Source organism: Streptococcus mitis (assembly GCF_019929545.1).
In the GTDB taxonomy this organism is placed as follows: Bacteria; Bacillota; Bacilli; order Lactobacillales; family Streptococcaceae; genus Streptococcus; species Streptococcus mitis_BU.
On sequence record NZ_JAHZPT010000018.1, the window covers coordinates 1 to 14,272 of the forward strand.

Genomic DNA, 14,272 nt, shown 5'->3' on the forward strand with positions numbered 1-14,272 from the left:
TTATACCATAAGTGAAAAGCGTTTACAAATAGTTATCATCGCTTTTCAATAGTTGAGTTTTTACTTATTTTCCATTAAAATCATTTTCATTAATTGCTATCATTTTTTTAAATCGTATTCATCTTCGTATTCATTTTCATACTCATATTTGCCCGTATAGTTGAGAAGGCTGCAATTTAGTTCTAATAGTTTACATTGGAGGGTGTCCCCTCCAAGTCCCCGACCTCTGGACAAGGTCTATTTTTTTTGAAAAAATTTAAAAAAACTTCATAAAAACGCTTGACTTTCTCGGTGTACCGTGATATAATATAATCAAGATAAGGAAAGGAGGTGAAGAAGTTGAACAAAGAAGATTGGCTTAGGTTACTTGAAAAGGCGATAGATAATATCCCTGAAACGGTAACTGCTATAGCAAGTCTGGTGACTGCAATAACAGTCGCAAGGCAAAACAAAAAGCGTAAACCCGAATCCCGCAAAAGAAAAAGGTAAACGCTAAGAGGTGGGGGCGAAAGCCCCTCACACCTCTATTTTATCAAATGAAAAGAGGAAAAGCAATGGTTAGTGCAATAGCTATTTTTATAATTGCAGTCAATGTATATATTTATCTAAAGAATAAAAAGGACAAATAAGTATGAGAAAAATTATTCAAAAATTATTAGACAGCCCGATGTCTACATCTGCTATTTCGCAAGGCGCTGGAATTCCTTGGACTACTGTTTCTGACCTCAGAAAAGGAAAAACAAGCATGGACAAAATGGCGCTTCTAACGGCAGAAAAGCTCTATGAATTTGCTACAGCTGATAAGCAGTGATTTCGGTCACTGCTTTTATTATTGCAAACAAAAAAACCGCAAGCCTGAGCCTGCGGTGAAAGAACAATTTAGAAAGTCTCCTTTCTATTTATTTTTAAGATTATTTTGTAGTAATGAGCCCGTTAGGCTCAACAGTAAACTCTGGCTTATCTGCCATTGTTCCGTCTGATTTAAGGTAGTACCAACCTGTGCCATCTGCCGACTTGACAAACTGATTGGATTTCATATCTCCATCATTAGCATCGAGATAATACCAATGTTCCTTGTACTTGACCCAACCAGTAACCATAGCGCCAGAATCGTCCATGTAGTACCATTCTGACCCGACTAGTACCCAACCAGTCGCCATTGCGCCATTTGGTAGCAAGTAATACCAGTACCCATCCGAATGCTTGTGCCATGTGTTAGCTTTCATATAGCCGTTGCTGTCAAAGTAATACCAGGCGTTATTGATTTTCTGCCATTTATTCGTTGGATAAGAACCATCTGCATTGACATACCACCAACCAGTCGCATTCTTCTTCCAACCTTCTTGATTGCCTTCTTTTGCAAGAATTTCTTGGACAGTCGAGCCAAGGGATTGATAATGCTTGATTTTAGCAATCACATAGTCACGCAAGCTGTCATTGTATCCGCCGTGCAATTCAAGGGAACGAGCAGGGCATGATGTGCTAGAAAATTCATTGTGAAACTTGATGTTGCTATAATTTGGAGTATCACCATAATAAGCCATATCTTCGGCCATTTGGCGCAATACCATATTTTCATTTTCAATGAACTCGGCATCTGATGCGCTTAACTGCTGGCATACTTCATAGCTAAGAGAGTTCATGTTAGCATCGTAGTTAGCAGCAGACCATGAACCATTGTATGTGTCTTCGACTCGCACAATTGCATCTCTTGTGATGTAGTAATGAGCAAAACCAAGTTCAGACCGGCCATTGTCATATCGTTCTTGAAGCCATTCGATATAGGCCTTTGCACTTTTTGAACCAGCATCATTATGTAAAACATAATATTTTGGTCGCTCAGTTGGTCGGGATCCTGAAATTCCATTAAAAATTGTATGGTTAATGATTTCTACCATCATTACTCTCCTTTCCACGCATCATTCATCTGTTTGACTGCTGACTCAACGAATGTATCCAAGTCCTTATCAGTCATGCTGATATTGTACTTATTGAGTTCAGCACGGATTTTCGTACGGGCTTGTTCCAGCTTTTCCTCGCCCTTGAAGCCTGTCTCTTGAGCTACTTGCTCCACAGCGTTGACCGCGTTCTTAGCAAGGATTTCGACAATCTTGATGGTCTTTTCACCGCCTTTTTTAATCAAAAAATCCTTAATCGATTTGACCGCGATACCAGCCAAAACAGTCAAGATTCCAGTAGCTGAAGCGATAATGATTTCAGTAATTTGTTGCATGTGTTATTCTCCTTTTTCGATTTCTTCCATGCGGTCGTTCATGCGGACCATTTCTTTTTGAATATCTCCGACCGCGTGAGTGATTGTGGTTAATTCTGTAGTAGTTTTTTCCAGGTGAGTCATCAAACGCTCTTCTCGTCTGTTAGAGTCGGCCTTTGATTGCTCGTGCAAATCCATAATCTTCTTCTCTCGCTTGTCTGATGTCTTAATCAGATAGCGAATAACGAAGCCGAATAATAAAATAAACAAAATAGCCCAGGCAACTTGGCTTTGGGCAATTCTTTCTGCGTGTTCTATTGGCATATAACCTCCTTTTACTCAATACGTGGCATGACCACGGTCAGCACACCTTGCTGAAGCATCTCAGCAAGAGCCTGTTCTTTCCAAGTGTACCCTTCGGACGGTTGCATCTGGAACTTGAAGATTGTCTTGGTTCCACTCGGCCATTTAGGATTTGTATCAAACGGATATGGCATAGCGATGATATCGCCGTTTCCATACCGTGTACTTTTAACAAGCGGTTTGATGAACTCAGCCACTTTGTTGTAAGCATAAGTAGGCATACCCCCATTTTGAGAGATGGCTAGGGCGATGAGAACCTCAGTAATAGCTGAAACCGTGTCAAGGTTCTCCTTGTTTTCCACGGTCGCTTGCTCCATCTTTGCGGTCATCTCTTTGTTTTTCTGGATTTGTTCATCTACCTTATTGAACTTCTCGTTTTCGGCACGTTGTGGGAAATTCTCTTGATAAAGGGCCTCCAGAGCTAACTCAAAAAGCTCAGTATTGGACAAGCTGATTTTATCAGCCGGTAGCATGATAGGTACGATAGCACCATCTGAATTAACAAGTGTGACCTTTGTAGCGAATTCTTTGCCGCTTGCGTCAAATTCTTGGGACTTTGTCCCGTACTCTAATTTCATAGTTCCTCCTTAAATTTTGAAAGATACATTATCAAAGTTGAGCCAAGTAGCATCAACGTTTCCTTTGACGACTACGTTACCTCCTGGATAAATCCCGACAACGGCAGGGCCATAATCATTATTTAGTGCGGTCTTATATAATATTGTGGATGGTCTGAAATTTTCAGGCAAAGTAAAGATAATTGACCCACGGGTAGTCTTTCCGCCTTTACAAGTACCTTTTAAATAAACAATACCGTCAAATGTTTTTGAAAATTGAACATTCTCATAGTCCCTATGATGACCCCATCCATTTTGTAAATTGGCATTTTGCCAGGCTGTCGGACTACTTTCTGTTTTTAATAAAACCTCATCTTTTTTAGCGTACTCAACCCAACGTGTCCAATTACCATTGCTTTTAGCTCTAACTGTTAAAAATTGTCCTGAGAAATCATAAGCTACTTGAACTACCCAGTTATCGTTATGCTTAAAAACCTGCACATGTTTCCATGGATTCCCTCCGGTTGGAGAATTTGATAGATTGTAGCCCATGTATTGGCCTGAATCTGTGTAGTTGTTCCAATCAATCTCAGCGCTCAAGGAGTTTCCTCCATTTTTTGTCAACTGATGCTGTTGGATAGGCTTGTTGTCTGCGTAGATATCACCCAGAACGTCTAAAGAACCAGGTTTACCGAACTCAGCAACCTTACCGATGCCAACACGTCCGTTCTTATCATAGGACATTACTACGCTTTCGGTTGCAACAGTAGCTGAAAATTCAACGCTTGTAAACTTGTCCTCAAGCTTACCAATAATCACAAAGGATTTATTCGATGGATAATTTCCCGCCATGTTAGCAGCTGAATTAGTCAATGTATGAACACTTGTAAAATTACCAGATGCACTACCATTATCATCCGTGAAATTCTCATTACCTATCTGAGCGACTTTGAAAGTTAAGGACATTACATTCCTTTGCTTCCCTGACTGCATTATAGGGGCTATTCGGGCATTTCTTAACACTTGCAATGTATTTGGATTACCTCTAGTTCTAAGTGCGGAGAAACTAAAGGAGGGGGTGTAATACTCAATTACGTTGATAGTAATATCTTTAGTATCTGATTGTTTACCCCGACTATCGACAACATAAGCTCGAATGGTCGCCAAACCGCTAAAGTTCATGATACCAAAACTACCACCGTTTTTAGTTACGACCATTTTTTTATTAACAATTTCAGCTCGATATCCTGTAATAGTAGAACCATAAGCGCCAGACGCATTGTTAAAGTTTACTTGGATATCTGAAATGATTTGTAAGAAGTCATTTCCACTCAAAAGCTGTCTTGCGACCGTATTCATGTCAGTTAATGAAAGACCTGTGAAGGTAGGCTTTACACTGTCTGGGATTTTAAAGTACCATCCATTAGAATACACGTCACTACCGATTTGAGTAGTACCGTTATATGTTCGAACACAGATGTCCATAACCCCGGAACTTGATTTAGGTAAGTATCTTGCTAAGTCCAGTGACGGGGTAAAGGAGACGCTAGTAGTATGGTTCTTACCTAAATCTATCCAGTCACTACCGAAAACTCGGTACCAAACTTGATGAGTAAAAGAGTTCACTTTTCGATTAAAGATAATCGTATGTAAGGATCCTAGATTTCGATTTCCTTCTAAGCTAGAAATTTGCGTAGACCTAGGAATTTTGTCGAATGTATAATTCGTCGAAATTGTAATGTTACCATGAACTCCGTTATTGGGGTCAAAAGATGCCCAGACAGACATAGTCTTTGTCCCGTCACTGTCATGAGGGATTGTAACCACTCCACTTGCTAGGGTTACTTCTTGTCCGGAAGTGTCGTAATCGGGGTGACTACTATGCACACTTGACCCATTTAACCATACAGACAAGTTACTAATATTACCATAAGTATATGTGCGGTAAGCACCATCACGGTCAACAGTAGCTTTCCAACTAACTCTAGAGGAGTTGTTAGCGATGTCCTGACTAACTTGTTCAATATAAATATTCAAGTGCAATGGGCCACTAGAATTGATAAATTTAGTCATTTTCCTCTTTTTAACCTCCTACATATCGAACAACATTCACATCTTTGTCAAGATAATACTGTTCTGTTCTAAAGCGTCCAATTTGAATTGACGCGGTGAAAATACCGTTGTCAATATTGATTACGCCTTGCGAAATATACATTACCTCCTTACCTGCAGAAAACATGGAAATCCTATCATGACTGACTTTGATTGATGAACTAGCATCGTTCTTTCCAATGATGAGCCCCTCATTTGAAGCACTCATATAGGTATCGATGAACTTTTTCATCTCTTTCAAGCCACCAAATTCTATTGATAAAAACTCAATTCTTCTGCCCGCTTCGATTAAATCAGATTCAGATTTTTTTTGGCTTTCTGCATTTGATTTTACAAAAGCATTATAGGCTTTTTCTAACTCACTGAACTGATCCATTGTTGCTTTAGCTTTTAGCTCTATGTCATGAAGTTGAGCTTTTTCAGCTAGAGCATTAAGTTGCTCCTGAGTCAGTCCTTGGTCTGCTTTAGAGTCAATGTCTCTCTGGATATCTTCGACAGCTGGAGACCAGTCGGTAGGTACATTGCCTATTTCTAATTTAATTTTGGCGTCTTCGTAAGTTCTAGCAGATAATCTAATAAATTTAGCAGTTGCTGGTACTGTAATATTATTAACTATATGCCACTTTTGAGCACGAGCGGTATAACTGTCCTTACCTGTAAGTCGAGTTCCGATAGGTGATTTATTAGCATCGTAAAATTGCCAAGCATGCCAAGGCATTCCTTTAGCAGGGGTGGTTACCCACAACTGCATGATTAAGTTACTTAGTCCTTGGATGTCAATAAAACCTGACGTACGTTCGTTATTGTCACCTTGCGCCTTACTGATTTGTCCTCCCTGTGCTAGATATCCGGATACTGCGGAGGTAGAACTATACCTATTTTCTGCTCCTACTTGAACATTGTCAAAAAGAGCTGTCCATTTATACTGTGCAGGATTCTGACTGTCTGCCTCAGTAAAGTCTGTCAGCGTTCCTAAGTAGCGCTTGTTAGTACTATCAGAGGTGCTAAAATCAGTACGACCGTCCGCAGAATTAGCCCACGCCCTATGAAAATATGGTGTTCTACCATCTGCTCCTTTTGCTCCCGGTACACCTTGCGCTCCATCTTCACCTTTCCACTTTTTCCATTTATAAACTGTTGGATTATTACTATCTGCAGCGTTAAAATCAACATAGACCCCTATATAGGGCTTATCAGCGTTAGTCTGGCTAAATCCACTACCTGAAATAGAGTCAGCGTAGGCAATGTGAGTGTACTGTGTACGGCCGTCAGCTCCTTTAAGTCCAGGAATACCTTGGTCACCTTTTGGACCTTGCAAACCTTGGAGTCCTTGTAGCCCACGTTCCCCACGGTCTCCCTTTTCGCCTTTTTCTCCTCGGTCTCCTTTAGGCCCAGAGTCACCTTTCGGACCTGTATCCCCTTTTTGACCTTGTAGCCCATCTGATGTGTTGATGAGAGTCAACTGCTCAGAGGCTACCTCTTTGTTATCCACCCATGCTGACACCGTCAAAACCATCTTTTGATCGATGTCAGAGCCTCGGACAATGTAACTAGGGCTTGTGGCTTTGATTACACCATCAACGACCCAACGCCATCCGCTGTTGATAACCTTATTCCCTCTCATGAGAGTAGGAGTCACAATGGTCTGACCTTGGCCATTTTTAAAGGCTATACCATTGTCTGTAGCTAGTTTGATAGTGTAGGGTTTTGACGCCTCAAAAAGTCGCTCGAATGCTGCTTGAATGCCATCCGATAACTTGTTTTCAAGTGCCTTAAAATTCGCAAAAGTAGTTTTGTTGCTTGCCGGATTTGTAAAGCTGATTTTCTGTTCGGTAACTCGTGCTTTTACAATTAAAGTTGGACTAAATCCATCATCGTAAATCTGGACCGTATCCCCGATTTCTACGTCCACAAAGCCATCTACTTCATAGGTGATGGCTGGGTAGCAATGCTGCTTTAATTTCAAGTAAGCAAGCCGTCTCAATTCATTTGGTTCATCTGTGTCAAAGTCGAAATCTCGTCTTGTCCACTGGTCCTCAGCTGTTGCTGAAGTGAAAGTTGAGGGATAGAGTTGCATGGACAACGGTGCATACAGTTGTTGTCCTCTTTGGTAAAACTCTAATTCTCCCCTCTCGTTTTTGATAGACCAATCTCCCAAGTCTTCAATGGTCAGAACCTCTTTTTCAGGCTCGGTTTCCTTCTCTTTTTTCTTAGGAGGTTTTATGATTCGTTTCTCAGTATTAGATGGTCCACCTTTCTTACTAGTCGTCACAGTCTGTTCGATAGAGCCATCTGAACGAGTTGTTGTGGTTGTTGTAATCCGTGTCTTATCAGCTAGCTTTGTTATTTTTGTATGGACTATGGTTTTACTCTTAGTTCCATCTGAAGCAGTGCGAATGATAGTCTCAGTTGTCGAGCCATCCGAATTTTTGACTCTTTGACTTGAAACGTGACGCTCCCCGCTGTCTTCAATCTCAACAGTTGGCATTTTACCAGTTGGCCGGATTGTATTGAAAACACCCGTCTTATCCACTTTCCGGATGATAGAGCTAATATTTTTACCATATTTTAAAACCACATCATTCCTGATACGACCAACTCCTTGGTGTGTATCGTCGTGTTCATGATATATATTTACAGTAAAGTTCTTAAGGGTGCTATCTGCTTTTAATTGCGTGTCAAATTCAATCTCAGCATTGAATTGTTTCGCAAGATTAAGCAAGCGAGCAAGTTTTGTTTCTTGTGTCGTCCACTCAATGATGCGTTGCTGGTCTGAAACCTCGTTAATTCCAATAGTGAGATGAGCATAGTTCAGTAAAGCCATCTCTTTGCAATATTCTGCAAAAGTCATTGTTCCCGTTGCTTTGTAAGGATTTGCTACCTCATTAATCAATTCAAGATTCAGATTCTCACAATAGCATTTGATTGTCTGCTCGTTCTCTTCCACCGACATCACATTAAAGAGATAGGTACGTCCATTGTGTCGGAACGATACCCAAGCACGTTCGTTTAGATGCTGGTAGGCCTTTGATGAAGCTGTGTCTGATTGCATTGCTTTCTTAAAGACTGTAAACTCAAAAGTTGAGGCCCCTGTTGGCATATCTCTTGACCATGTATCGTTATAATAATTAAGCGTGTTCTGCTTACTATTATCAACAAAAGCAACCTTTTGCAAGTTTGCATCGTGAATCGTTAAAAGCATTATAGCCACCTTTCTTCAAATTCAATTGTTACAGTAGGCTTTTTTTTGACCCAGCTTGAGCAATAGACCTCAAGTTGACTCTTTCCTGGAGGAATGCTCAAGAATTTTGAACCCTGGACAACATCTGCAGCCCTCTCAATACCATCCACCATGACGGAATCATTCTCGCTATCAAGGATGATATTTGACCCTATAGGATAGCGATTAGGAATGTCCCTTGAAGCCTGTACAAAATCTTTGCGATACAACAGCTCATCAAGATACAAGTAAGGGATAATTGCCTTTCCACGAAAAGCACCTATCGTCACATGGACCTTAGCTGATTTTTTACCTTCTATTTCAGGAACAATAAAATTATAGTATGAGCCGTTGTAGTAAACTTGAACTTTCTCATCATTCCTTTTGAGCTCAAACTGCCCTCTTGATAATGAAAAAGGATTTTTATTCCTGTCGCTTGAGGAATCAAAATCGAAACATTTTAAAAAGTTGAAATCGCCTTTGTTATCTGTTGCAAAGACATTAAATCCACAATATAGCCCTTTATAGCGCTTGTAAGTTTCAACACCATACAAAAACTGCCCATTAGTGTCAGATACAGTCACTTTAATAAACCCACATTGAGTAACTGAATCCAACTGATAAACCAGCTTGCAAAAAATGTAATCATCAAGCGAGCCTTTCTCTCCTGTAGAGTCAGCAGGAATCTCCCATGACAAGCCTGTTGAGTAGCTTTCATTGTATGTGCCGCTAGATTGCTCTCTTAGTTTGACACGCTTCTTGCCGTTTGCTGTGACTAGCTCGGATGTTCCGTTTAAATTCTCTGGGCTATTAGTCACTGAACCAATCTTGACCGCTCTAGCAAAGCCATCAACGATTTTGTCGCCTCTAAAGTCAAGCAAGACCTCAGACTGTTTAACTATCTCAGTATCGATCTCCTTAGGATCTCCAACCTCAAGAGCTCCGCTGGTGTTAACTAGACCGATATACCCATTCTCAGCATTATGTTTGACTTTAACGATTGGAAATGCGCTCTCTGTGCCATTATTTGTAAGATCAAACACCATCTTTCCTGCTTCGATAGTTGCGTTTTTGTCGTTATCAAATCGCTTATAGACTGAACTATGAGCCACACCATCAGGAATGATGAACTTAATAGACCCGTTTGAACGTCTCCCGCTTGCCTCCTGCATAGAGATATCATCAATTACCATGGCCAGATAATACTTGTCTGGCTCATCTGAAAAGGTCAACTCTTTAGGACTATCGACATTAAAAATACCCGCAAGCTTGTGCTTGAGGGTATTTCTGTCTTTGGACCAGATGGAGAAGTCAACCTTGATATATTTTGCATCAATGGTTTGTTGCTGGATATTCACGCCAATTCTTGGGGCATGGTCGATAGAGATAGAGCGATTATTCCCAATATCTCGTTGGATGTCATGGATTTCAATAAACTCTTGTAAATCTGTTTTATTAAAACTCATAGTCACTTCGCTCATTCAATCACCCCTTTCATTCTTAGTAGCATTTTCTCACGCTCTTTCTGAGTCTTAGTAACAACATCCGTAACTTTTGAGTTATCCAGATAAGCGTTTGTGTCCTTGTTAAGGATATCAGTAAGCAATTTTTCTAAACTTGCTCTCAGAATCGTCATCTCAGACACGATTTTATCTATATTTTGCCCATTTTGGACACTTGTAGATTGGATAGTAATACTACGTTGAGCTTGTTCGATTTCTTTAAGAAATTTAGCGTCACTCGGGATCCCGATACCAGAAGCATATTTAGGAACGCCCATCTCACGCATCAAACGTCTAGTTTTATCTGCTCGCAAGACCTTTGAACCTCTCGGAAGAGGAAGCAAGACATCTCTGCCTTGAGGAATAAAACTCTGACCATCTGGAAGAGTAACCATTTCCTTGTAGTTGCTATTTCTTTGATCATTGACAACGGCAAGACCACCAGGGTGATAGTTGGTACCGTGGGCATGCTTGCTCGCAAAGATATTCGTAAAGAAATTACCAGTTACGCTATCAATCCAACTCCTAATGCCTGAAAGAACTCCAGACGCATTATCTCGTGCACTGATTGTAACCGTTTTGTCCTGAATACTATTAACACCACTTTGTACTTCATTTACAGTTCCTTGCGTGCTATTCTTAGCAAGAATATCTACTGGATTATATTGTTTAATGGCATTAATAGCACTGCTTGTCTCATCTCGTACACCACCAGTCTGGTCAGTCGCGAACAAATTGATAGGTGCTATTTGTTTCGGAGAGTTTACACTTGCTTGAGCACTTCCAACAGCAGCACTTGTATTATCTACTGCATTTAAAGATTTAGTCTCGGCAGATGCAAAATTCCAAGCTGTAATCTTATCGATAGATAACTGGCCATTGTTCAAAACATTCGTAGGATCGGCCTTCAAATCTTTTGTAAATGGAGTCGTGGCATTCCAGGTTGTCAAAGTATCAGTTGAGCGAGCGACTGCTTTTCGGACGCTTTCATCATTAGCCAGTAACTCCTTCTGTTTTGGTTTCAGAGCTTCATAGTTAGACAGAGCTTTTGAGGCTTCCTCCGCCTTATTCATGATGTCTGTATTCTTCATGAGAAGTTCTTTGATTTCCGCCGGCATACTGTTCCATGTTTTAAGATGAGTTTCACTATCAAAGATAGCTTGTAGCCCAGCTTGGTTCTTGACAATCACTTGTTTCTCTTCGAGAGTCATGTCTTTCCATTTCCCGGATTCGACAAGAGCCTCAGCAATTGTAGCACGGGCATTTGAGTTGATTTCCGCAGTCTTAGCAATAAACTGCAATTGTTCCCAACCTTCAGCAGATTTAGCAGCCTCTCCGATGACTTCCTTAACGTTAGACTTGACTTGGAAATTCCCATTCTTATCAATGTTGCCGACAAGCAATGACCAGGCATCGTTAGCCTCTTTCACTTCCTTGTTCATCTCACTAGTATAGTTAGCAAGAATGCTGTGTGAATTACCTACCTTTTGAGAAGCTACCGCAGCTTTCTTCCCAATTTCTTCGTAGGACAGACCGTATTCTTCCAGAACCTTCTTGGCTTCTTCCCAATAGTTCCAACTTTGACCAGTTCGAGCTTTTACCTTAGCATCGAGATTTTGCATGACCTGATAGTACTTACTTCCTAAAGCTTCCATGGTTTGATGGTGTTTAGATTCTAGTTCTTGAATTTTTTTATTGTAAGTTTCTTGATCAATTGCTTTCCCATCGAGCAACTCTTTCCACTCGCTCTTTGAGTTCTCGTAGAGTTTCTTTTCCTCATCCAGCGCTTGTTTCAAAACATCTCTAGTATGTTTTAACTGTGTTTCGTTGAGTGAGCTGATTTTACCATTTAAGGCTTGTTGTGCTGCCGTCTGTTGTTCTTCCGACAAACTCATCATCGAGAGTTTCGCCTTAATCATCTCATTCTGATTGTTCAGGATGATTTCTTTCTCCTCTTGAGAGAACTTGCTTGCATCGCCATTATGTCGCTGATAAATCTCATTGATTTGATTCATCATAGCCTCAGTATTAGATACCATCTGGCCATTTCTTTCCTTGGCTTTTGCAATATCTTCTTCACTCAGGCCCCACTTAGCGCCCAACTCTTCTATCCGTTTGTTGCTTTTATCCGCAGCAGCAGCAATCTCTTCATAGAGTTTTTTAAAAGCTCCAGATACCTTATCAGCATCTCCGGCATGAGTCCCAAAGTTTGCGACAGCAGTACTGGTTTCATCAACTGTCTTTTGAAAACTTCGCAATTCTCCTCTAGCAGTATCGCTTAGCTGAGAGCCAAACTCTTCAGTCTTGATACGAGCCTTATCTTTCTCGTTGCCAAAATGAACAGCAGCAGCTGTCGCAATGGCAAGACCAGCGACTGTCAATCCTAAAGGATTTGAGAGGGCACTCATTGCAGTTGTCAAGAGACCAGTAGATGTCGAAGCTGATGCTGTTGCATTCCCAAGCGCTACAGCTCCACCAGATGCCAATTTAAAGGCAGATGATAGATTCCCGGTTGTTCTAAAGGCTTGGAAAGTCTTATACATTAAATTCATGCCACCGACCGCTTTACCAGTCCCTTTGGTAAGCCAACCGAGTGCTTTTGTCAAGCCTCCTACGATTCCAATACCTTTTCCAAAAAGTGTTAACGCTGGACCAGCTCCTGCGGTTAACGCTGCCCATTTTAGAACATTTCTTTGCTCCTCTTCAGACATGGAGCTGAAATGCTTAGCCATTGTGGCCAGCGTGTCAATCCAAGGTTTACCAGCCTTTAGACCGTCACGGAGAGCCTTCAAAAGAGGTCCGCCAAATTCAATAGCCAAGTCGGTTACCTGGTTCTTAAACATCTTCAATTGTGATTCTGTGGTCTCATATCGTTTATTGGCTTCATTGGTCAGAGCAGTATTCTCTTTCCAGGCCTTATTTGAACGATCAACAGCATCGCCCATTTTATCAGATGCTAGAGCTAAGGATTTCAACATATTACTTTGTCGGATACCCGTCATTCCAAGTTGCGACAAAATAGAGTTCATGTTCACGCCTTTTTCTTGTGCGTCCTTGAGCCCTTTGATAAATGATTGCAAAGCAACGACCGGTTTCTCTTTCCAAGCCTGTTGAAATTCCTCTGAGGTCATTCCAGCAGTTTTGGCGATAAGATTCAAGTCATCCGCTGCGCCCTTACCAGTCAATGAAACAGCATTACCAATAGCCGTCAAAGTCTGAGTCATAGCTGTACCACCAGCCTCAGCCTCAATACCAACCGAACTCATCGCAGTAGCAAGACCAAGGATGTCTGGAGCAGTTAAACCAGCCAGCTTACCACCTGCTGCTAATCTGTTGGTCATCTCAACGATATCACGCTCAGTTGTCGCGAAGTTGTTCCCCAAATCGACCACTGACGCACCAAATCGACCATATTCGTCCGATGTTAGACCGAGGATATTTGCAATCTTGGCAATGGCTGTCGCAGCTTCTTCAGCGCTCAAGTTTGTAGATTCTCCCATGTCAATCATCGTTCGAGAGAAGGTAAGGATATCTTCTGCCTTGATACCTAACTGACCAGCAACTTCTGCGACATTTGCAATTTCAACAGCACTAGCTGGCAATTCTTTAGCCATCTGACGAATACCATCAGATAAGTTCTTGTAGGATACGGTTGCAGTCTCATCTACCGTTTTCTTAACACCTGCAAAAGCAGATTCATAGTCGACAGCTGCTTTCGTAACCATACCAACACTAGCAACCAAAGGAAGGGTCAAACCAGTAGTCAGTTTTCCGCCTAGACTTGAAACGCTATCACCAAAATTCTTGATTTTATCGCCACTTTTAATAAGGCCGTCCCCAAATTTATTGATGCGATTCGCAAAGCTATTCTCTTTACCAACAGCAACCAAAGCTTCTTTAACACGATGAAGTTGACCTTCCATAGCTGCCAACTTAGCATTCTCACGTTCAATCTCAGCAGCAGCCTTGTCGAACTTAGCTGTACCAGGTTCGAGAGTATCAAAACTTTTCTTCATCTGGTCCAAGACTTTTCTTTGCGCTTCAATCGCTTGGCCAAGCGTCTTGTACTTAGCTTGAAGCAAGTCTGTGTTTTTCCCGTTATTTTTAAGGGAGCTGTCTAGCGCCTTTACATTGCTTTGAAAGTATTTAACCGCATTCTTAGCACCATTTAGAGTAGGATTGAACTTCGACACGTCCAGCCCTAGCTCGATATACATTTGACCTAACGGCGTTCCACCTGCCATTCAAATCCTCCTTTTTAAATCATTTCTAGAAAGTCAGCAAGATCCATGACTTCCTCAGCTTT

General features: G+C 41.2%; 10 protein-coding genes. 2 read left to right on the top strand and 8 right to left on the bottom strand.

The window, feature by feature from the left end; genetic code table 11:
• Positions 1–339: 339 nt before the first annotated feature.
• Positions 340–489, top strand: coding sequence for a hypothetical protein (locus tag K1I71_RS06220; protein ID WP_173390505.1), 150 nt, complete (start codon positions 340–342; stop codon positions 487–489).
• Between the two features lie 142 nt (positions 490–631).
• A complete protein-coding gene (locus K1I71_RS06225; RefSeq protein WP_223330491.1) occupies positions 632–811 on the top strand; it encodes a hypothetical protein in 180 nt (59 codons plus the stop codon).
• 100 nt (positions 812–911) lie between these two features.
• On the opposite strand, the gene K1I71_RS06230 is transcribed toward K1I71_RS06225, so the two are convergent.
• The 8 genes from K1I71_RS06230 to K1I71_RS06265 are packed head-to-tail and all read right to left on the bottom strand — an operon-like array spanning position 912 to position 14,210.
• A complete protein-coding gene (locus K1I71_RS06230) occupies positions 912–1,898 on the bottom strand; it encodes an N-acetylmuramoyl-L-alanine amidase (protein WP_223330492.1) in 987 nt (328 codons plus the stop codon).
• Between the two features lie 2 nt (positions 1,899–1,900).
• Positions 1,901–2,233 (bottom strand): phage holin, encoded by a 333-nt coding sequence (locus K1I71_RS06235; protein ID WP_007518800.1) that lies wholly within the window; start codon positions 2,231–2,233, stop codon positions 1,901–1,903.
• Positions 2,234–2,236: 3 nt separating this feature from the next.
• On the bottom strand, positions 2,237–2,536 hold the full coding sequence (locus K1I71_RS06240) for a hypothetical protein (protein ID WP_223330493.1): 300 nt from the start codon (positions 2,534–2,536) through the stop codon (positions 2,237–2,239).
• An 11-nt stretch (positions 2,537–2,547) separates the two neighbouring features.
• Positions 2,548–3,153: a DUF1366 domain-containing protein gene (locus K1I71_RS06245; RefSeq protein WP_223330494.1), complete on the bottom strand. Its 606-nt coding sequence runs from the start codon at positions 3,151–3,153 to the stop codon at positions 2,548–2,550.
• 9 nt (positions 3,154–3,162) lie between these two features.
• Positions 3,163–5,205 (bottom strand): DUF859 family phage minor structural protein, encoded by a 2,043-nt coding sequence (locus K1I71_RS06250; RefSeq protein ID WP_223330495.1) that lies wholly within the window; start codon positions 5,203–5,205, stop codon positions 3,163–3,165.
• 10 nt (positions 5,206–5,215) lie between these two features.
• A complete protein-coding gene (locus K1I71_RS06255) occupies positions 5,216–8,446 on the bottom strand; it encodes a phage tail protein (RefSeq protein ID WP_223330496.1) in 3,231 nt (1,076 codons plus the stop codon).
• The gene (locus tag K1I71_RS06260; protein ID WP_223330497.1) at positions 8,446–9,945 is read right to left on the bottom strand and encodes a distal tail protein Dit; all 1,500 of its coding nucleotides are present in this window, start codon (positions 9,943–9,945) and stop codon (positions 8,446–8,448) included. The genes K1I71_RS06255 and K1I71_RS06260 overlap by 1 nt, the downstream gene beginning before the upstream one ends.
• Entirely contained in the window at positions 9,942–14,210 is a 4,269-nt protein-coding gene (locus tag K1I71_RS06265; protein ID WP_223330498.1) for a phage tail tape measure protein, read from the bottom strand. Before K1I71_RS06265 ends, K1I71_RS06260 begins: the two co-directional genes overlap by 4 nt.
• Between the last annotated feature and the right edge of the window lie 62 nt (positions 14,211–14,272).

What these genes read in the sequence shown, in the direction of transcription:
- K1I71_RS06230 (WP_223330492.1), bottom strand. Translation starts at nt 1,898, where the DNA reads ATGGTAGAAATCATTAACCATACAATTTTTAATGGAATTTCAGGATCC.
- K1I71_RS06245 (WP_223330494.1), bottom strand. Translation starts at nt 3,153, where the DNA reads ATGAAATTAGAGTACGGGACAAAGTCCCAAGAATTTGACGCAAGCGGC.
- K1I71_RS06225 (WP_223330491.1), top strand. Translation starts at nt 632, where the DNA reads ATGAGAAAAATTATTCAAAAATTATTAGACAGCCCGATGTCTACATCT.
- K1I71_RS06260 (WP_223330497.1), bottom strand. Translation starts at nt 9,945, where the DNA reads ATGAGCGAAGTGACTATGAGTTTTAATAAAACAGATTTACAAGAGTTT.
- K1I71_RS06265 (WP_223330498.1), bottom strand. Translation starts at nt 14,210, where the DNA reads ATGGCAGGTGGAACGCCGTTAGGTCAAATGTATATCGAGCTAGGGCTG.
- K1I71_RS06250 (WP_223330495.1), bottom strand. Translation starts at nt 5,205, where the DNA reads ATGACTAAATTTATCAATTCTAGTGGCCCATTGCACTTGAATATTTAT.
- K1I71_RS06235 (WP_007518800.1), bottom strand. Translation starts at nt 2,233, where the DNA reads ATGCAACAAATTACTGAAATCATTATCGCTTCAGCTACTGGAATCTTG.
- K1I71_RS06240 (WP_223330493.1), bottom strand. Translation starts at nt 2,536, where the DNA reads ATGCCAATAGAACACGCAGAAAGAATTGCCCAAAGCCAAGTTGCCTGG.
- K1I71_RS06255 (WP_223330496.1), bottom strand. Translation starts at nt 8,446, where the DNA reads ATGCTTTTAACGATTCACGATGCAAACTTGCAAAAGGTTGCTTTTGTT.